The sequence below is a fragment of the Alishewanella sp. HL-SH06 genome, assembly GCF_052656265.1.
On the sequence record NZ_CP199752.1, the window covers coordinates 2,037,251 to 2,056,532 of the forward strand.

The window sequence follows — 19,282 nt, forward strand, 5'->3', positions numbered from 1 at the left end:
CACGTAGTTAACGCAGATTATTTAAGGGAAGAACATTATGCGCTTTATTACCGCGTTGGGTATATGGATCACACTTGCTATCCCGGGTATTTATGCCCCTTTTAGTGCAGCGTTTGAAATGGATCGGGTACACGTGGCCCTAAGCCACCCAGCAAATGGCAGTATCATGATGCTGCAAGGCCAAAATCAATTACTGGTGTCTGGCTTTAGTCAATTCGAGCGTTGGTTAACCCTCGTAGAACTAGATCAATATCAAACGTTAGCCGTGCCTATTCCAACCAACGCGCAGTTTTTCAGTAAAGCGCGATTAGTTGGCTATGAGGCCGAGCAGTTGGTCTTTTTAACCGCTGACGGCATTGTGCATTACCAACAAGCCAGTGCCGGTTCATTATCCGCTGGGCGCTTTCAACCTTTGCTGGCCAGCAGTTCAATGTTTCGAGTGATTGATGAAGTGCGTTTACGCGAACGTAATTTTGCCCTTGATTTGGGGTCGGGACGCAGCGACTTTTTAATTGCCGATTTTCAGCATATGCACCTTTATCGCCAGCAAGCGGATGGGCAGTTTGTGCATTATGCGTTACCCGTTAGCGCAAGAATACAAACCTGGGGCAACAATCGAGCCGATTACTCAGGCCGCAGTCATTATGCGATAGATGTGGATCAAGATGGTTTATTAGATCTGGTGTTTGTGCAGCAAGGCCGTTTTAGTGTATTTTTGCAGCAAACGGATGGCAGCTTCGCACTAGAGCCTTATTATCCCGGTTGGCCGGTATTGCTATCAACCGAGCGCCAAGCAGACCAACGCTCGGATGCGGGTCGCAGCTACTCGGGCCAAAATATCACCACCTTAGAAGATATCACCGATTTAGACGGTGATGGGCTGCCCGATTTGGTACTAAATGTGGAGCAAATAGCCGATGCCTTAGAGCGCAGCAGTCGCTTTCAAATCTTCTTTGGGCGAGCTGCGGATGATGGTGTCACTTATCCAACCGTCGCCGATACCGAAATCAGTATTGATTCAGTGCCTACCGAAGTGGTGATTGACGATTTTAATGGTGATGGTCGAAAAGACTTTTATATTCCGACTACCAAGATTGGTGTCGGCACCATTGTGCGAGTGCTGCTGCGCGGCAGTGCTAATTTAGATGTCGATTTTTATTTGTTATCTGAAAATCGAAGCTATGCGGCAAAAGCCGATTTTCGACAACAAGCCAAGATTGATGTCAGCATCAGTAATCTGCGCTTCGACATGCCGTTATTTAAACTGATTGATGTGAATGGCGATGGTCGTAAATCGTTGTTACTAGGCGAGGGGGGTAATGAATTACGCTTTTTTGCACCTGATGGCAGCGGGTTGTTTAAGCGTAATAGCGATAAAGTACAGATGCCCTTACCTCGTGATGCCAGCCGGGTACAGGTTGTTGATCTTAACAAAGATAACAAAGAAGATTTGGTTTTACCTTTCGATGGCTTAGATGATGCCGAGTTACGCAATCAACTGATTTTACTATTCAGCCGTTGAGCGCGGCTGACCTTTTTTGGGGCAAGCGTGCTTGCCCCTTATCTATAATCTGTGCACGAACCTCTTGCCAACAGTCTTAATCTAATAAGCTAAAAATACCACTGACCACATTATTGATGGTGATCAGCCAAACTAACTATGCGTTGGCTCTGCTGGAATGATTTGGAATATAACTCATTGTAACCATATTAGAATTGAAATCCGATGTATATGGCATCGACTTATAATGTCAAAAGTTGTAACAAGGCGACGGAGTAATAATTATCTGTAAATCGTTAAACTGGGGTTTAATGACAAGTAATGTGGTCTTTTGCAGAAAAGAATCAAGTTAATAGAGGGTTTTATTCAATGACGTTAAGCATAGTTTCTATAGCGTGAGGCTAAGTTTCTGTTACCGTGGCAATTAGACGTGTCTTGCAAGCGATAACGCTAAAGGTATTGTTGAACATTAATAGCATGCATATGATTAGCGGAGTGTGATCCACACACTCCGCTAAAAGCTAACTTAACGTGGTTCGAAGAAGAATGGCTGACGTTTGCGCTCACGCAGACCAATTTCATTCATGCTTGCGGCATCAAATAACCGGCCATTGACCATGGTGTAGACCACTTTATCGGTCACGCGGATATTTTCTAGTGGATTACCGTCGATGACGATTAAGTCAGCCAATTTGCCTGGTTCAATACTGCCAAGTTGATGATCCATACCAAAGGTTTTAGCAGGGTTTAACGTGGCGGTGCGTAAGGCTTCTAACGGTGTCATACCGCCTTGCGCAAACATCCAAATTTCCCAGTGTGCGCCCAAACCTTCACGTTGCCCATGGGCACCGATATTCGCAATCACCCCGACGTCTTTCAGCTCATTTGCCGTTTTTACCACATTAAAGTGGTTATAGTGATGCTCTGGTGCTGTTGGCCGGCGCATACTGCGCGGCGCTAAACGGTCCATCGGGACATATTGACTTAACCGAGGGTGTTTCCAAACCTCAGTTTTATCGTACCAATAATTTTCGCCCCAGATACCGCCATAAGCCACGTTTAATGTTGGTGTATAAGCGGTGCCACTGGCTTGCCACAATTGTTTAATATCATCATAAACTTTTGCTGCAGGTAAAGCGTGTTCAATAGTGGTATGGCCATCGACAATCATCGTTAGATTGTGCTGCATCAATGAACCGCCTTCAGGTACTACCATCATGTTCAATTCACGCGCGGCTTGGATCACTTGCTGGCGCTGATTACGGCGTGGCTGGTTGTAACTTTTCACACTAAAGGCGCCGACTTTTTGTAAGCGCGTTAAGTGAAACTTCGCATCCTCTAGGCTATCGATATGCGAGGTATAACCTGCGCCTTCCGCACCGTAAAGAATCGTACCCGTAGAGAAAATACGTGGGCCAACAATTTGACCGCTGCGTTGTAACTCGCTGGCACTGAAGATCTCACGGGTATCATTAGACGGATCATGAATACTGGTTACACCAAAGGTTAAGCCAGCATAGTTTTCCCAGTTTTGCTGCGGGGTAATTTGCTGCACACCTTGGCTGCCGTGAGCATGAGCATCAAAAATACCGGGCATCAACGTTTTACCGGTAATGTCGAACACTTTGGCGCCTTTGGGAATAGCGATATCCGCACGGCTTCCTACGGCTTGGATTTTGTTATTTTCAACTAAAACTACCGCGTCTTGTAACACTTGATCGCCGTTCATGGTAATCACTTGGCCACCAACAAACGCTACGATCCCACGAGGCATATCAACGGGCATTTTAAAACCTAAGGATACGGCTTGCTCGGTGGGGCTGTGTTGCTGTGCATTTGGAGCGAATAGGCCATCGATGCTAGCTTGATATAACTCAGGGCCTAACGTCCAATACAGTTTGTCACTGTCGCCATTCCAGCTGATGTACTCACCTGCGCGTACCGACAATTGTTTCACTGGGAATTGCTTATCGTTGGCGCCAATCGCGATAGCGCTGCCACGTTCAGTAAACGGCGTAACAAACACTTTAAAACGGTCGGCAAAGGCTAAATGTTTGCCATCTGGCGAGATTTTAAATTCTGTACCAAATTTTGCGGTGTACAGTGTTTGTTGCGTATGTTTTTGCAGGTCAATGCTGATTAAGCTAGGGGCACTGCCATAATCCATCGCATACACTTTGTCATTGTTGGCGCCAAACATGGGGCTGCGACCATTACGAGCGATCAGGGTGGCATCGCCGCCGCGATTGCTGATTTTATATAAACCGGTTTGTAGCGACCATTGCAGTGGCAAAATACCGCCAGCACCGATTTTACGATACACCACGGTTTTGCCATCTGGGCTAAACGTCGGTTCGATATACTTGCCTGGCTCATTGGTCAGTTTGGTCACGCGGTTGTTGCGCAAGTTGATAATATTAACAGCACCTTGCGTTTGGTCATTCCAGCTCACAAAAACCAGCTCGCGGCCGTCGCGAGAAAATTGCGGATATAGCTCAAAATCGGTCGTTTGTCGGGTTAAACGACGTGGTTTAGGATCGCTAATATCGGTGATGTAGAGATGGCCAAGCGCGGTAAAGACCGCTTGTTTACCATCAGGCGAAATTTGAGTAAAACGTAACATTTTTACATCAAATTCGTCTTGGTCTAAGTTTTGTTTAACCCGTACTGCCGTTTGAATTTGTTTGCTGGTATTCACTTCAAAGGGAATAGTGCTCACTTTTTTATCGCTAAGCGCTAAGCGTTTAATTTCGCCTCCCGCCCAAAAGACCAGATGTTTATTATCAGGTGTCCAGCTGACGGTAGGGTAAACACCGTGTATGGCCCAGGTTTCTTGCATGTCGCGATCTAATCCATCATAGAGTTTGATGTGTTCGCCACTGGTTAAATCATATAAAAACAGCGTGCTTTGAAAATCGACACGACGAATGTATGCCAAATATTTGCCATCAGGTGAGGGAGTTGGCCTAATTGCACCGCCCGGGCCTGTTAAAATGACATCCATTTTACCGGTTTCACGTTCAAAACGTTTGATGGTGTAAATACCTGACTCTGAGTCTTTGCTGTAGTGAAAGGTTTTGCCTGGCGTATCATCTTGTGAAAAATAAATATAGCGGCCATCGGGTGAGAAGGCGGGCTCACCCAGATCTTTTTGATCATCAGGTCGCTCGGTTAACATCACACCGCTACCGCCACTGATATGGTATTGCCATACTTCACCCGCGCCTAAAGAACGGCTGGCGGTAAAATGTTTACGCGCCACAATAAATTGGCTATCTGGGCTCCAAGCGGGGCTGTTGAGTAAGCGAAAGGTTTCGTTGGTAACGGCCCGAGGCGCTGAGCCATCGCTGCCCATGATCCAAATGTTGTCTCCACCATCGCGATCTGAGGTAAAAGCGATGTATTTACCATCGGGGCTAAATACTGGCTGCATATTCCAAGCGATATCGTTGGTCAGCGGCGTGGCTTTACCACCGCTAATCGGCATAGTGTAAATGTCACCCAGTAAATCAAATACCACGGTTTTACCGTCTGGGCTGACGTTAACGTTCATCCAGCTACCTTGTTGTACCTTAATATCAACACTGCTGAATTGACCAATAGGAGCATTAACCTGCCAGGTAGCAGGTTCTGTTTCGGCATAACTAAAAAAGCTACTGATGGCTAACGCGAGTAAGGTTGGAGACTGAATACGCATAAGGATCCTTATTATTGTATTTTTTGTAATTTCGTTAGATTGTCACACTCTATATGATTAGTTAAGAGGCTAGCGCAGTTGCTGCGTTAAATCACCCTTAGCGTCAGATAAAAACCGCTAGTGAAAGGCTTTTTTGTATCAATAGCACAACAGCATCAATAGCAAAGCGCGTGGCGGTAAAATAAGCGATAAAAAAAGCCTGTCAGCAGCAGCGACAGGCTTTGTCTTAGTCATAGAATATTAGCAAAAGCATAGAGGTGCTAGTTTTTTAAAAACATCAATCTGCATAGGGATACAACGAATGAGGCCTTGAGTTGCTTTGTTGCTAGAATAAATCAAAATGCTCAATGCTTCGCTGGAGGCTGCGAGATAAAAGCATATGTATTAACAGATTTAGAAGTGGATTTTGATTAGGCCAAAATGAAAAAAGCCAGTCAAATTGACTGGCTAAAAGGAGAGGGAGTGTTAATTTTTAGCGGTTAGCCACCTGCGCGAGCAACTAAAACTTCGACAACAGGTGAGTCAGCAAAGCCATTACCTTTAGCCCAATCAATGTCACCTGATGAGGCAACGATGCTGCCTGGTAATTGCTTGATGATAAATTCAGCGGTGTCATTTGCGTTGTTTTTGATTGCAAAACGGACCAAGGGTAAGCTGTCACATACTATGCCTTCGTACACATTGCTTAAACGTAAACGATTATCAGATAAGGTTTTACGTAACTGGTTACGGTTATCTGCAGCGACGTAAGAACAAATTGATTGTGCTAACTGTTCGTCAGCAGCAACAGGAGTACTGATAAAAGCTGATGTAGCAACTAAAGCGACAAATGTAATGATGGTCTTAGTCATGGTTTGCTCCTGCGTGTGCCATAGGCGATCACTGTAAAGTAAGTTGGTTAAGTGATAGGCAAATCATGCGGGAAGCGTGATCATTAATTAACATGGGTTAATTAATGGCAGCTCGGCTATCATAGGGAAAACCCGTTAGATCCGTAGCTTTGCGTGTTCATCCTTTCGGATGACTTGCCTGTCAATGAAACTATACTAATCAATGGTTATTAAATGTGCAAGAATTAAATGGTTCATTTTTTAAATTCTTTTTTTGAGCGCTGTATTTTCGCCAGTGTTTCTCAATCTTTGCAATAACTACATGAGTGCTTGCTGAAGGGCAGATTTGTGCAGACGAAAAAAAACTGGGCCTTAAAGCCCAGCGTTGTTAAGCAAGTTAGCCATTATTTCTAAAGCGGCTAAGCCTTGAATATCAGTAGCTTGTAACGGGATCTTAAAGCGCGGTAGCTGGCTAAAATCCTGTTCAATTTGCTGTAAATGACTTTGTTCTTGGTTGCGTCTTTTTGCTAAAAACGCGCCATCCGCTTCAGCAGGTAAAATACGATTAACGATTAAACCGGCTAACGGTAATTTTTCGTGCTGTAAACTTTGCACCGCACGTCCTGTTTCTAAGATAGGCAATTTCTCGGGAGTTAATACAAAGAGTAAAGCCGTACGCTTTTTATCAAGCAATAACTCACGGGTGCGTTGCAATAAACGTTGCCGAGTTAATAGGGTTTCGGTAATGGCTTTATTGCGATCATCCATGCCAGATGTCGCCAGCTCGGCGGGATCAACCAGCGGATTATCAATATCACGGCCGCCTTTAGGGGTAAGATGTCCAAGCACTTCACCGAGTTTTTCCGAGCGTTTATTGGCACTGAGTAAGCCTTGCGTCCACGCAGCCATGGCTTCAGGCAAGCTGAGTAAGCGCAAAGTATGGCCTGTTGGTGCCGTATCGAATATGACTAAATCATAATCGGTTAAACCCAGTTCAATCGTATGCGCAATCCTTTCCAGCATGGCCGCTTCTTGTGCCCCAGGTGATTGCCGTGTTAAACGCATTTGCCGTTCAATTTCAGCGTACATTTCAGGACGAGTAAAACGCTTTAATTGCGCGCTAACTTTGGCTAAGTGTTGATTGACTTCCTCGTCAGGATCGAGTTCTAACGCATCCAGATTTGCAGCTAAGCGAGTAATCTTATCGCCTATTTTTTCACGACCAAAGGCATCGGCCAAGCTATGCGCCGGATCGGTTGAAACCAATAACACTTTTTTACCGCGTTGGCTGGCTAATACCGCTAAGGCGGAAGACATGGTCGTTTTACCGACTCCGCCTTTGCCACCAATTAGCAATACTTTTTTGTCGGTTAACAACATTTGAAATTATCCAGTGGTGAGTGCTCCATACCCATTCGGGTATGCCAATCATGAAATCGCTCCATTAACAGTGGCTGCAATTCTAAGGTGTAATAACTTGCAGGGTTGGGGACACCCATCATTTCAGAAAAAATCAGCAGCATGAAGAGGTCATTTTGTTCCCGTTGCGCTCGGGCAATAGCCGAGCGGTAGGGGGCATTATAAGCCTCTTCAGCATAAAAACTGGCCTGGCGAAACCAGGCCTTAATGGTATCGAGCTTCATACTTTATCGTTGGCAAGCTTATTGGCTTTGATTTGTCGGGTAAGCGTCCCCACAGATTCAAGGATCACTAAGATTGCTGCGATTAAGATAACTAAGTCTAGAGTGAATAAGAACCAATCTTGCTTGTCATAAAAGCTTTTGAGTTGAATTAACAGACCTAGAGTGGTCATTGTTAATAAGAAGATTAATGGTGCCAGCGTGTACCACATTGGACGGCCCAGTTTTACTAACATAACCGTGATCACTAGCAAGGTTAAACCTGCTAATAGTTGGTTAGTGGTACCAAACAATGGCCAAATCATCATACCGCCTGAACCATCACCGCCGGCACCAAAAGCCAGCAGTAAACAAGAACCTACCGCTAACAGCGTGGCGGGTGCAGCTTTTTGCATCCAACTAATATTATAAATACTGCCCCATTCTTGGAAAATGTAGCGTTGTAAGCGTAAGCCGGTATCCATCGTGGTACCTGCAAACAAAACCACCATTACCGTTAACAAGGTCTGAGATAAAACCGCGTCTAAACCAATACCATTTTCCAAGATATTGGCACCGCCGCGGATAAAGGCACTTACGCCACCCTGGCCAAAGCTATGATAAATCGCCTGCCAATCAGCAAGGGTAGCAAAACCGGCAGTGGCAGCAATGATGGCGGCTAAAGCCAATGAACCTTCACCAATTGCGCCGAAGTAACCAACAAAACGTACATCGGGTTCTTTATCAAGCTGTTTAGAAGTTGTACCGCTAGAGACTAAACCATGGAAACCGGAGATAGCACCACAGGCGATAGTCACGAACAATAATGGGATCAGCGAAGGTGTGCCTTCCGGTACATCATGATTAAAGGCTGGAGCAACAATATCTGGGCTGGCAAAAATAACGGCAGCGTATAATAAACCTAGACCGATAAATAATTGGATGCCGTTAATGTAATCACGTGGTTGTAATAAGGCCCATACCGGTAATAATGAGGCGATAGCTGCGTAAACAAACAGTAAGACAATCCAGCCTTGACGATCAGATAAACCCATGACGGTTTCTGGTAACGACAGCGGGAACATTGGGCCGGCATAAATCATCGCATAGAGCGCGACGACACCAATAATGGTCACCATTAACAAACCAATCAGCTTGCGATAAATTAACTGACCGATAATTAAGGCAACCACAATGGCGCCCCAGACAGGCACGGTGGCACTTGGAAAGTTAATTAACTGACCGGCAATAACCACGGCAAATACCGCGTTGACCATCAGCAATACCAAGAAAATAACGATCATAAAGATACTGCGGGCGCGATTACCGACGATATCACCTGTTAAGGCACCGATAGATTTTGCTTTGTTACGGCTACTGGCCCAAATTGCGCCTGCATCGTGCACACCTGCAAAGAAAATAGTACCAAAAACAACCCATAAAAAAGCGGGTACCCAACCCCAGATCACCGCAATAGCAGGGCCGATGATGGGAGCTGCTCCTGCGACGGAAGTAAAGTGATGCCCCCATAAGATATACTTGTTGGTTGGCACATAATCGATACCGTCTTGCATTTCATGAGCGGGTGTACGGAAATTTGGATCTACTTTGAATATTTTTTCGCAAATAAACTTTGAGTATACAAAGTAACCCAGCGCCATGGCGGCTAGGCCCATTACCATCAAATAAATAGCATTCATGCTATAACCTCTTAGTGGGTGTTAAAATCAACCTTAAATAATACAGTAAGGCTTGATGTTCAAGTATGCGACTAAAGTCTAATTACTTGTTCCCGCTATCGGTCAAGCTGCCATTTTGTTGTAAAAATCAGCGTTTTTGTACCCATTTACCTTCAAGTAAAATAAAATGCCCTCGCTGCGTGCGTTCGATAGCCTTTTGACCTGCCAAGGCTTCAACATCTGCAACGGCGATGTTGTTGTCTTTTGCTAGGCGCGTATATTCGGCACGGCGTGCATCATTAATCAGTTTAGCGATGGTGTCGGCTTCACTATTGGCGTTGATCACCCCAAGATAACCATTCAGCTGTTCACCCACTAAACCTTGTGTTTTGGCGTTAGGTAAAGCGGCCATTGCTTGTTGTAATGTCATGGCCATAATTGGCAAACTGACAGCCATTAATACACTCAGTACTAACAGTTTAAGTGAGCTAAAAGCGGTAAAACGTGATAAAAAAGTCATGGTGTTCTCCTTAGAATAACCCGCTGGCATCACTGAATAAATCGTCGAGTTGCTTATCTACTTTAATATAGATCTCATGTTGGATTTTTACATTAAGGTTAATGTTAATAGGCTCATTGGCTAGTGCGACTTCCACCTTTGGGGTGCAAGCAGCAAGGGCGAAAACTAAGCCTAGCCCTAGCAACGCATGTCGTTTCATCGTTTTTCTCCTGCAGCAGCTTTCGCAGCTTGTTGTCGTTGAATATATTGTTGGACCCGTTTGGTCAATGTATCGTTCAGTTTGTTGGCCAACTGCAAGCTCGCGAGCATGGCCGGTAAATCTTCCTCTAAGTTAATATTTAAATTAATCGCTCTGCCTTGTTGTAAAGCCGGATTGGCGCCTTTTAGCTGTAGCGCCAACGTCAGTTTGCCATCGGTTGCATAATTAAGTTCAGAGTTCAGTACACTAAATTGAAAGTTTTCTAATGCATCAAAGACGATTTTCATACCGCCAGTCTTCGCTGAGGCAGCACTGGCGGCACTGCGATACTGTAAAGTACCGCCTGGCGCTTCTGCGGCTAATTGACCTTGTTGCACACTAAATTGTTTGTTGTTGATAGTTAATGGAATACGCCCGCTTAGTTTACCATTGGCTTTTAATTCTGTAGTGGGGTGCTGACGCACCAGCTCTGCTAAATCAAGTTGGTTGATTATTAATACCAGTTGTTGGCTTGGCTGTTTTAGTGCCATTAATTGCGGTTCAACAGACAACTCACCTTGCATAAAGCCAAGACGAGCGTCTAACAGTTGTAAATTACCTAAAATAGGTTCTGCTAGCGTCGCTTGATACTGCGCCTTCAGCTGTAACGGGCCCATCTGTAAGCCATGGTTAAGCTGCGTCAGCTGTAATTCAGGCACCTCGATTGTGAATTGCTGGGCTTTTAAATTCACTAAAAACGCAGAGGTTAAGCCAGTAAACAGGGTACGATTATAAAGCCCTGTTAATTCTCGAAAATTCACTTGTGCATTAGCTACAAGTTGTTGCTGATAGCTAAGCTGGCCATAGGCGTTAATGCGACCACGAGTTAAATTAAGTAAACTTGGCCAAGCTTGGAAGCTTGTGGCTAAAGGGTTGCCTGCCAGTAAAAACAAGTCCTCTAGTTGCCAATCCATTTGCAGTTGCGCGGGGGCTTGCCACGCGGTTTGTTGTTTAACGATTAAGCCACTGTCGTTGCTTAACACCCCGTCAACGTCAAGCTTTACGAGGGAGCCACTGGCGTTGCCTTGCCATTGCCAGTTTTGTGTTAACAGTTGAGCATGTTGCAGTTGTTGTACCAACAGTTGCAGTTGGCTGCTCAGTGTGACATCGGCGTCTGTTGCTTGGCTAATTGTGGTGCCATTAAGGGCTAGTTTCACTTGACCTTTCGCGTCGGGATGCATCACTTTGGCCGCTAAGCTGGAGTTATCGGCTAGTTGTAATTGCCAATACTTGGCCTGCCAAGCGCCATGAAAACGGCTTTGCAATGTCACATCTTGCAGTTTTAATTGGTACGCTTTGACTTGCAGTTGCTTGGTTTTTAGCATGAGCTCAGCTTGATTGAGCGTGATGGCTAACTCTGGCGTTAAACTTAACATCGCTTGTGCATTAAAGCTGCTTTGTACTGGGCTGGCTGAGCTCAGTTGAAGTTTTAGCGGCAGTTGCGTTAATGACGGGCTGTTGGCGCTTTGACTATCAATTTTAATCAGCAGTGGCGCTAGCGGATCCGCGAAATAAGCTTTCAGGCCAAAATCAGGATAATGACTTAATGCCAGATCAGCGGCTAATTGCCACTTCGCCACATGCTGATCGGCAATCTGGAGCTGTGCTTTTAATTCTCCTTTTAACCAGCCGATATTGGGAATAATAAATGCGTCTGGGGCTCTGGCAATAATATCTATCTCGGCATTAACCAAGGGTAACGCGTTGGTTGCTAGCCTGGCCTCAGGCCATAGCTCGGGTAATTGCCAACGGGCGACAAGATGTAATTGTACTGGTTGAGTAAATTGCTCGCGCCATTCATCAGGTAGCTGCAGATCCCACTCGTTAAGCCAAGCTAATAAGGCCGGTGAAGGCGGCGAAATGGCTAAGGCTAACTCGGTACTGGCAGCACGATCGACAGCAAGCTGTTGTTTAAAACTTAACGCCAGTTGCTGATCTAGGAGCAAGGTCGCTTGAATGGCCAGTTCATCAGGACCTTGCTGCAATTGCCAATCAGTTTTGACGGTTTGCTGATACTGTGGGCTTTTGAACGATAAACTGGCTTGCCAAGCTTGCTGCTCATCCGCACTGGCCACTAGACTAGCTTGCAAGGCACATTGGCCGCTGGCACAGGGCAGCAATAAATCGATTTGGTCTAGTTTAATCAGCTTTGGCAACCATGTAGGTAAGCGCCAATCCGCTGATAGCGCCACAGGGAGCCGAGCGGCGGTGTCTGCAACGTGCTCGCCGGTTTGCTGCACAGTGATGGTGGCACTGGCCAGTTGGATGCTATGTGCTTGAATTCGAAAAAAGCCTGGCCATGACCAGCGCAGTTTTAAGTCGTGAAAGCTCACTTCGCTACGATAGTGGTCGTTTTCAAAAACGAGATCTAATTGGTTTAAGTTGGCTTGATGCCAAGAAAGGTGTGCCAGTTGCAGCGACCAGCTACTGATCCCAGCCATTTTTAATTGAGTATGCAGGTAAAACCAAGCGATAAACAGTAACACCGGTAATGCTAACAGCAGCATAGCTAAGATTTTTAGCAATCGACGCATGCAGGCTCCTTGTTAGTTTACCGCCAAAGGTGAGTGTGCTTTAGCCTAACTGAATTGATTCTGAATTTATAGCGATAAAAAAAGCAGCCGAAGCTGCTTTTTAATGTAACTGATTAAATTAAAAAATTATTCTTGGCGTTGTGCCGCTGAAGCATCACGAATAGCGCGGAACTCGTTACCTTGATACCAGTTTGGCCACAGTCGACTATTCGCTAACTCGTCACCGACGCGGTAGTACAAGAACAGATCTTGCTGAGCACCACGTAAGTCCCAACTGTCATCCCATTCATCGCCTACTTTGTGATAACAACAGCTGTTGTATTCTGCACGTTGAGCCGCACCCCATTCTGAGCCGTTTTGATAGTGGTCATTACCGCCTTTGGCATACAGGATCGGTACCCCTTTTTTCGACAAACTAAAATGGTCTGAACGGTAAGCGATGCCTGCTTCTGGATTCGGCTCTTTTACGGCATATCGATTTTGTGCTTTGGTGTGTTTTACCAATATTTCTTCTAAGTCGGTGTTACCCAGTCCAACAACGACCATGTCTTTCATTGGGCCATAAACGTTCATCACATCCATATTGATGGCTGCTACTGTTTTCTCTAATGGGAATACTGGATTAGCAGCATACCAAGCAGAGCCAAGTAAGCCACGCTCTTCCGCCGTCACTAACACAAATACCACTGAGCGCTCTGGCTGGGCGTGTTGTTTAAAGTATTCTGCTAAGGCAATAACAGCACCGGTGCCGCTGGCATTATCTTGCGCACCATTGAAGACTTTGTTGGTTGGGTTAGAGAAGTCCATGCCAAGGTGGTCCCAATGCGCCATGTAAAGTACGTATTCATCGGGGTATTTGCTACCTTCAATGTAACCGACCACATTACTTGAGTTGAGCTCACGTAAGTTGTTATCGATGGAAACCGACGCTTTCACATTTAGTGGCACCGGTTTGAAATCACCTGATAAAGCTTGTGCACGCATGCTTTCAATATTTTGATCAATGTTGCTAAATAGCTTTTCAGCGGTTTCAGCGGTGATCCAACCTTCCACTTGTGCACGATCACTGTTTTTGTTTTCTTTGATTAAATCAAATTTAATCGGCGAGCCATGCGCAACCACGCCCCAACCATAGCTAGCAGGTGCAGTTTCGTGAATGATCAAAACCATTGCCGCACCTTGACGCGCCGCTTCTTCATATTTGTAAGTCCAACGACCGTAATAAGTCATGGCATTACCGTTAAACAATTCAGGATTTTGAGTCGCATAACCGGGGTCGTTAACAAACATCACGACGGTTTTGCCCTTAACATCTAAGCCTTCGTAGTCGTTCCAATTATATTCCGGCGCAACAATACCGTAGCCGACAAACACCATTTCGCTTTCTGCGACATTAACTTTATCAACAACTTGGGTAGTCCAAGCAATCATGTCATCGCGATAAGCTAGGCTATCAGGCACGGTATCGCCACCGCCCGTAAGTGTCATTGCCGTGACATTTTTCGGATCAATTTGCACCAACGATACCGGTTGTTTATAGCTGTCGCCATCAATGCCTTTTAAACCGATACGGCGAAAATTATCCTCAATGAAAGCGACGGTAAGCTCTTCGCCTTTAGTGGCTGGAGCGCGCCCTTGAAATTCATCTGAAGACAGGGTTTTGATGTATTCAGCGAGTTTAGGGTTAAAGTCGGTATCGACTAACGCAGGGGCTTCGGTGGTTGCCGAAGCCGCCGCCGCGTTACTAGGGGCCTCGGCAGGTTTATCGCAAGCACTGAGGAATAGTGCAGAGGCTAAACTTAACCAGATAGCAGGTTTAACAGTATCTTTCATTAGAACTTCCTTGGATGTGTTAGGCTATATTCTTAGTGTATGAGTCGACGACACACTTGCCTAGTGCTGCCGTCGCGAAATTAGGGCGGTTAATCGGCATAACCCCAAGGTACAGGCGGTAAAGACACCGGTTGAGTCAAATCAAAGTCGACCCGAAATTCGCGGCCTTCGCGCACTAGCCGATAAGTAAATTGTTCTGGATAGACATACATTTGCCAGGTATTGCCAATGGATTGTGCAGAGCCATTGGCGGCAAATAACTCTTTAGAGTATTGATCGGCAGGAAACGACTGCACGTTTGGCCAACCGGCATCAACAGTATGGCCCCCATACATGGTTTGCTCGTCATGCGAACCATCTTTATGGCGATGATCGTGTTTTAAGGAGAGTCCTGAACCCGTTTTAGTGATAATCCAAGTACGCGAATGATTGTCACCGACATGAAACGGTATTTGTAATTCTGTATCGGTGCAGCGGCGTACATGCATAATTAATGCACCTTCAAAACCCGGTGCAGCGGGCGTATCAACGACGGTTTTACCGGCAAAGGCTTTTCCGCACAGTGCTTTTAATTGATTAAAAAAACTATCATGCGTGGCAATAGAAACGAGCGGTGCGGGTTGGACAATGTTGGCGTGAGCTGCAAAGATGCTGAGTAAACTGGCAGCAGCAAAGGCTATTTTCATTATTTTTCTCCTTTAAAGACAATCGAACTATACCGATAAAGCGTAACTGGTTCAAACCGAACAAACTGGAGTCATTATGCAAAACGAAATTGATGGCAAGTTCCTACTGAATTTGTACAGTAAAATTGAAAAATCAGGTCAAGCCGTGAACACCGAGCACGGGGCGGGCTTTGAATTAGAAGGCATAACCGTAAGCCAAGGTTTTGATGGTTATGAAGTCTACTTTACCGATGGGCAAGTGCAACTCACCTTGGGTTTTCATAATAAATGGCATGCCGATGCCGCTGAAGAAAAAACCATGGAACGTTTTTTAGAACGGTTAAAACATATTCAAACACATTATTAATTTCTCGTTGGCGCTTGACGGTTCAAGAAAATAATTGCATTCTTGCATCTAGATGGCTAAAAGGCTATTGCAAGTCTGCAGAAATCTTGGTAAAGTCCGCGCCGTCAATCGTATTCGATAGACCAGAAGAGGCGCGCTAGCCAGGTATTCTATGTCAGAGCACTATCACTCGTAGCATAGTTGAGGGGGTTTAGCGCCGAGAGTGAGTAACGAGATAGACATTACTTACTCGGTCGCTAAGGCTGAATCCTTAGGACTGTCACCTGTAATCGGTGGAGAGCTTCTGGCCTTTGTTACTTTCAGCAACGGTCTGTTTCTATTCTCGTTTTGCCTGCTAGCAAATGCCATGCTCTGCTTATCTAATTTGTTAAGGAGAGACCCCAGTGTCTAAATTTATTATTGCCAAATTTGGTGGCACCAGTGTCGCTGACTTCGATGCTATGTCTCGTTGTGCCGATATCATTCTGGCAGATGACAATATCCGTGTGGTAGTGGTTAGCGCAAGCTCTGGCGTAACCAACTTGTTAGTGGATATTACCAAAACTACTGATGTCAGTTCCCGTCACGATGCCTTTGCTGGCATTGAGCGTATTACTTTAAATGTGTTGAATCGCTTACAGCAACCGCAAGCGGTAGCCGAGCCTATTGAGTTGTTGTTGGCTGAACTTAGAGCGATGATTGAAAATGGCGGTGCGGTATATAGCAGCGCACATAAAGATCTGATCCAATCCTTTGGTGAGCGTTTAAGTTCAGTGCTGTTTGCACAAGTTTTAGTTGAGCGTGGTGCGGCCTCACTGTGTTTTGATATTCGCCGTGTTATGCGCACCGACAGTCGCTTTGGCAAAGCTGAGCCGCAATTAGCGATGATCGCTGAGCTTGCTCAAGTGCATTTAACACCGTTGTTAGCCGATTATCGTGTTGTTACCCAAGGCTTTATTGGCGCAGATGATTTTGAACAAACCACAACCTTAGGCCGTGGCGGTTCCGATTACAGTGCCGCCTTATTAGCTGAAGCGATCCAAGCGGCAACGGTACAAATATGGACCGACGTTGTGGGTATCTTCACCACCGATCCGCGTTTAACCAGTGATGCGCGTTGTATCCGCGAAATCAGTTTTGACGAAGCAGCAGAAATGGCCACTTTCGGTGCTAAAGTGTTACATCCTGCCACCTTGTTGCCGGCAATGCGGCAAAATATCGCGGTGTTTGTCGGTTCAAGCCGTGAACCGGCTGCCGGTGGAACGTGGATTGCGAAGACCGTGCAAGAGCGGCCACCTTATCGTGCTATCGCTTTGCGTAAATCACAAACCTTGATCACAGTAAAAAGCCCTGCCATGTTGCATGCCGCGGGTTTTTTAACACGGGTGTTTGATACGCTTAGCCGTCATCAGATCTCGGTCGATTTGGTCACAACATCCGAGATCAGTGTGGCGCTAACGCTGGATGAGGGCGGCATGACCAGTGCCTTTTCTAATAGCGTTGAACCCGCGTTAGATGAGCTTAAAACCTTTTGTGAAGTCACCGTTGAGCAAGGTTTAAGTTTAGTGGCGGTGATTGGTAACCATTTACATAGCAGTAAAGGGGTAGCGGGTGCGTTATTCCATGCGCTTGAGCGTATTAATATGCGGCTGATTTGTCACGGCGCTTCAAAGCATAATCTGTGTTTCTTAATCCAAGATCAGGATGGCCCTGCTGTCGTTAAGCAACTGCATCAAAGCTTGTTTAGCAGTTAACACGGCCTCATTTCGCCACTGAGCTAGCGTAAAAAAACCGGTTTTAACTTAAGATAACCTACTTAAGCCTAACCGGTTTTTTTGTGCCTGACGGGCTCGTTTTAGTGTGATGTTGGTGTAAGCCAACGAGCTGAGCTGTTAACGATAAGCCAGCACACTGGCGTGCAGTTCGCCACAGCAATTGAGGGGTTGGCCAACGCACAGCTGCTGCGTATCGCTGATCCAAACCGACAAAGGTTCAGCGCTATCTGTAAGACGTAGTAATAGCTGCTCATCACTAAGGATCTGCTGTACGACGCCACTAACCTTAACTTGCGGCAAGCTGGCAACAATGGCTTGTAACGATGGGTTTGCTTGGATGTCGTCATCGCTCAGCCGTTTGGCCTCCCACAAACTACAACGCAGCGTAATCGTCTGTTGACGCCGTTCTGCTATGGCATCAAAATCGTCTTCATCACCATCAATGATCAGTGCTTTTAATCCTGTATAGCTACACTGGGCCAACTCTGCACCGGCAGTGTAGGGCAGGCGACTCAGTTTAGTGATCTGAGTGTCTATTTGCATGGCGCTTCGCTCCTATTTAGCAAAAGACAGGATTAAACAGACAGCGCAGTTATTCATATACCAACGGATCGCTGGTGTGATTAAGTGCAAAGGCTTCTAAGCGCTCCTGACAAGAACCGCATTTACCACAAGCATGTTCACGACCGTTGTAGCATGTCCAGGTTTTGCTGTAATCCAAGCCCATCGCTAAGCCATCACGTAAGATCTCAATTTTCGTTTGATATAAATACGGGCTCACAATGTCGACGGGTTGATAATTAGCGATCTGACAAACATCATTCATTTTTTCAACAAATTCAGGTCGGCAATCTGGGTAGATAAAGTGATCACCTGAATGTGCACCATAATATACCGCGCGCGCACCAAGAGAGTCGGCATAACCGACCGCAAGCGACAATAAAATCATATTGCGGTTGGGCACTATGGTCGATTTCATGGTATCAGCAGCATAATGGCCTTCAGGTACATCGATGTCACTAGTCAGTGAAGAGCCGCTAATTAATTGGTTAATCGCGGTAATATCAACAATTTTATGGTCAATATGTAATTCCTGGCAAACTTGCTCTGCGCATTTTAGCTCTTTAACGTGGCGTTGGCCGTAATTAAAAGACAGTGCATATACCTGATGGCCGGCATGAATGGCATTGTGCAGCACCGTGAAGGAGTCCATACCGCCAGAATAAATAACCACAACTTTTTGCGTCATTCGCGCCTCTCTCTAGTATAATGCCGGAAAATTTGGCCGCGTAGTATAGTGCAAAAGCGGCTAGGGCGCACTAATTGCGTCGGTTACTTTGATTCAGAGGATTAACAAAGCGGGTGTATAAGGTTAACGAAGTTTTTCAAACCATTCAGGGCGAAGGTAGTTTTACCGGTATGCCAGCGATTTTCGTGCGATTGCAGGGCTGTCCTGTGGGCTGTGCTTGGTGTGATACCAAGCACACTTGGGCCATCAATCTGGAGCAACAAGTCGATTTGGCCCAGGTCAGTGCGAAACAAGCCGATAGTGAATTTTGGGCAAATGTCACACCGAAAGCCTTGTTAGCACTGTTTGCCGAGCGTGGTTATCAAGCTCGGCATGTGGTGATTACCGGGGGGGAACCTTGCATGTATGATCTCGTCCCATTATGCCAAGCATTAAGCGAGCAAGGTTACAGTAGCCAAATTGAAACCAGCGGCACGTTTGAAATAAAAGCCCCTGCTGATTGTTGGGTGACGGTATCACCAAAATTGAATATGGCGGGGGGCTATAAAATTTTAGCTAGCGCTTTGCAGCGCGCTGATGAAATTAAACACCCGGTGGCCATGCAAAAACACGTTGATGAGCTTGTGACGTTATTAACCGAGCATCAAATTTTAAATAAGTTAGTGTATTTACAACCGATTAGCCAGCAAAAGCGCGCCACTGAGCTCGCCATCGCCAGCTGTATTCAGCATAACTGGCGGTTGAGTGTGCAAGTGCATAAATACTTGGGTATTGAATAAGAATACAACATCAGCTT

Annotated in this window: 16 protein-coding genes and 2 riboswitches; of the genes, 4 read left to right on the plus strand and 12 right to left on the minus strand. The window is 45.8% G+C overall.

The features are described 5' to 3' along the window. The first annotated feature begins 37 nt into the window (after positions 1–37). Positions 38–1,522, plus strand: coding sequence for an FG-GAP repeat domain-containing protein (locus tag ACUJFK_RS09445; RefSeq protein ID WP_445424688.1), 1,485 nt, complete (start codon positions 38–40; stop codon positions 1,520–1,522). A 505-nt stretch (positions 1,523–2,027) separates the two neighbouring features. Here ACUJFK_RS09445 and ACUJFK_RS09450 read toward each other — a convergent pair. The 10 genes from ACUJFK_RS09450 to ACUJFK_RS09495 form a co-directional block, all read right to left on the minus strand. Beyond that, positions 2,028–5,198 (minus strand): amidohydrolase family protein, encoded by a 3,171-nt coding sequence (locus tag ACUJFK_RS09450; protein WP_306176549.1) that lies wholly within the window; start codon positions 5,196–5,198, stop codon positions 2,028–2,030. 479 nt (positions 5,199–5,677) lie between these two features. Continuing rightward, positions 5,678–6,049 (minus strand): DUF3718 domain-containing protein, encoded by a 372-nt coding sequence (locus ACUJFK_RS09455; RefSeq protein ID WP_226751530.1) that lies wholly within the window; start codon positions 6,047–6,049, stop codon positions 5,678–5,680. A gap of 103 nt (positions 6,050–6,152) precedes the next feature. Next, positions 6,153–6,238, minus strand: a riboswitch (cyclic di-GMP riboswitch). A 162-nt stretch (positions 6,239–6,400) separates the two neighbouring features. Continuing rightward, positions 6,401–7,408, minus strand: a complete 1,008-nt coding sequence (locus ACUJFK_RS09460; RefSeq protein WP_306176548.1) for an ArsA family ATPase — start codon at positions 7,406–7,408, stop codon at positions 6,401–6,403. Further along, entirely contained in the window at positions 7,399–7,671 is a 273-nt protein-coding gene (locus ACUJFK_RS09465) for a cory-CC-star protein (RefSeq protein WP_229585939.1), read from the minus strand. Before ACUJFK_RS09465 ends, ACUJFK_RS09460 begins: the two co-directional genes overlap by 10 nt. Further along, the gene (locus ACUJFK_RS09470; RefSeq protein ID WP_226751533.1) at positions 7,668–9,347 is read right to left on the minus strand and encodes a carbon starvation CstA family protein; all 1,680 of its coding nucleotides are present in this window, start codon (positions 9,345–9,347) and stop codon (positions 7,668–7,670) included. The genes ACUJFK_RS09465 and ACUJFK_RS09470 overlap by 4 nt, the downstream gene beginning before the upstream one ends. 127 nt (positions 9,348–9,474) lie before the next feature. Beyond that, positions 9,475–9,846: a YdbL family protein gene (locus ACUJFK_RS09475; protein WP_226751534.1), complete on the minus strand. Its 372-nt coding sequence runs from the start codon at positions 9,844–9,846 to the stop codon at positions 9,475–9,477. Between the two features lie 10 nt (positions 9,847–9,856). Further along, positions 9,857–10,045 carry a YnbE family lipoprotein gene (locus ACUJFK_RS09480; protein ID WP_226751535.1) on the minus strand — a complete coding sequence of 63 codons (189 nt, stop codon included), beginning with the start codon at positions 10,043–10,045 and terminating at the stop codon, positions 9,857–9,859. Beyond that, the gene (locus ACUJFK_RS09485) at positions 10,042–12,618 is read right to left on the minus strand and encodes a YdbH domain-containing protein (RefSeq protein WP_445424689.1); all 2,577 of its coding nucleotides are present in this window, start codon (positions 12,616–12,618) and stop codon (positions 10,042–10,044) included. Before ACUJFK_RS09485 ends, ACUJFK_RS09480 begins: the two co-directional genes overlap by 4 nt. A gap of 126 nt (positions 12,619–12,744) precedes the next feature. Then, positions 12,745–14,451 (minus strand): M28 family metallopeptidase, encoded by a 1,707-nt coding sequence (locus ACUJFK_RS09490; RefSeq protein WP_445424690.1) that lies wholly within the window; start codon positions 14,449–14,451, stop codon positions 12,745–12,747. Positions 14,452–14,540: 89 nt separating this feature from the next. After that, on the minus strand, positions 14,541–15,137 hold the full coding sequence (locus tag ACUJFK_RS09495) for a hypothetical protein (RefSeq protein ID WP_226751538.1): 597 nt from the start codon (positions 15,135–15,137) through the stop codon (positions 14,541–14,543). Between the two features lie 76 nt (positions 15,138–15,213). Between ACUJFK_RS09495 and ACUJFK_RS09500 the strand changes: the two genes are divergently transcribed. Both ACUJFK_RS09500 and lysC read left to right on the plus strand, forming a co-directional pair. Then, positions 15,214–15,483, plus strand: coding sequence for a DUF3081 family protein (locus tag ACUJFK_RS09500; RefSeq protein WP_226751539.1), 270 nt, complete (start codon positions 15,214–15,216; stop codon positions 15,481–15,483). 118 nt (positions 15,484–15,601) lie between these two features. Continuing rightward, positions 15,602–15,774, plus strand: a riboswitch (Lysine riboswitch). A 92-nt stretch (positions 15,775–15,866) separates the two neighbouring features. Beyond that, positions 15,867–17,216 carry a lysine-sensitive aspartokinase 3 gene (gene lysC / locus ACUJFK_RS09505; RefSeq protein WP_226751540.1) on the plus strand — a complete coding sequence of 450 codons (1,350 nt, stop codon included), beginning with the start codon at positions 15,867–15,869 and terminating at the stop codon, positions 17,214–17,216. 138 nt (positions 17,217–17,354) lie between these two features. On the opposite strand, the gene ACUJFK_RS09510 is transcribed toward lysC, so the two are convergent. Then, positions 17,355–17,780, minus strand: a complete 426-nt coding sequence (locus ACUJFK_RS09510) for a hypothetical protein (protein WP_445424691.1) — start codon at positions 17,778–17,780, stop codon at positions 17,355–17,357. A gap of 49 nt (positions 17,781–17,829) precedes the next feature. Beyond that, positions 17,830–18,486, minus strand: a complete 657-nt coding sequence (queC, locus tag ACUJFK_RS09515; protein WP_226751542.1) for a 7-cyano-7-deazaguanine synthase QueC — start codon at positions 18,484–18,486, stop codon at positions 17,830–17,832. Between the two features lie 113 nt (positions 18,487–18,599). On the opposite strand from queC, the gene queE reads away from it, so the two are divergent. After that, positions 18,600–19,265, plus strand: a complete 666-nt coding sequence (gene queE / locus ACUJFK_RS09520) for a 7-carboxy-7-deazaguanine synthase QueE (protein ID WP_306176542.1) — start codon at positions 18,600–18,602, stop codon at positions 19,263–19,265. Positions 19,266–19,282: the final 17 nt, after the last annotated feature.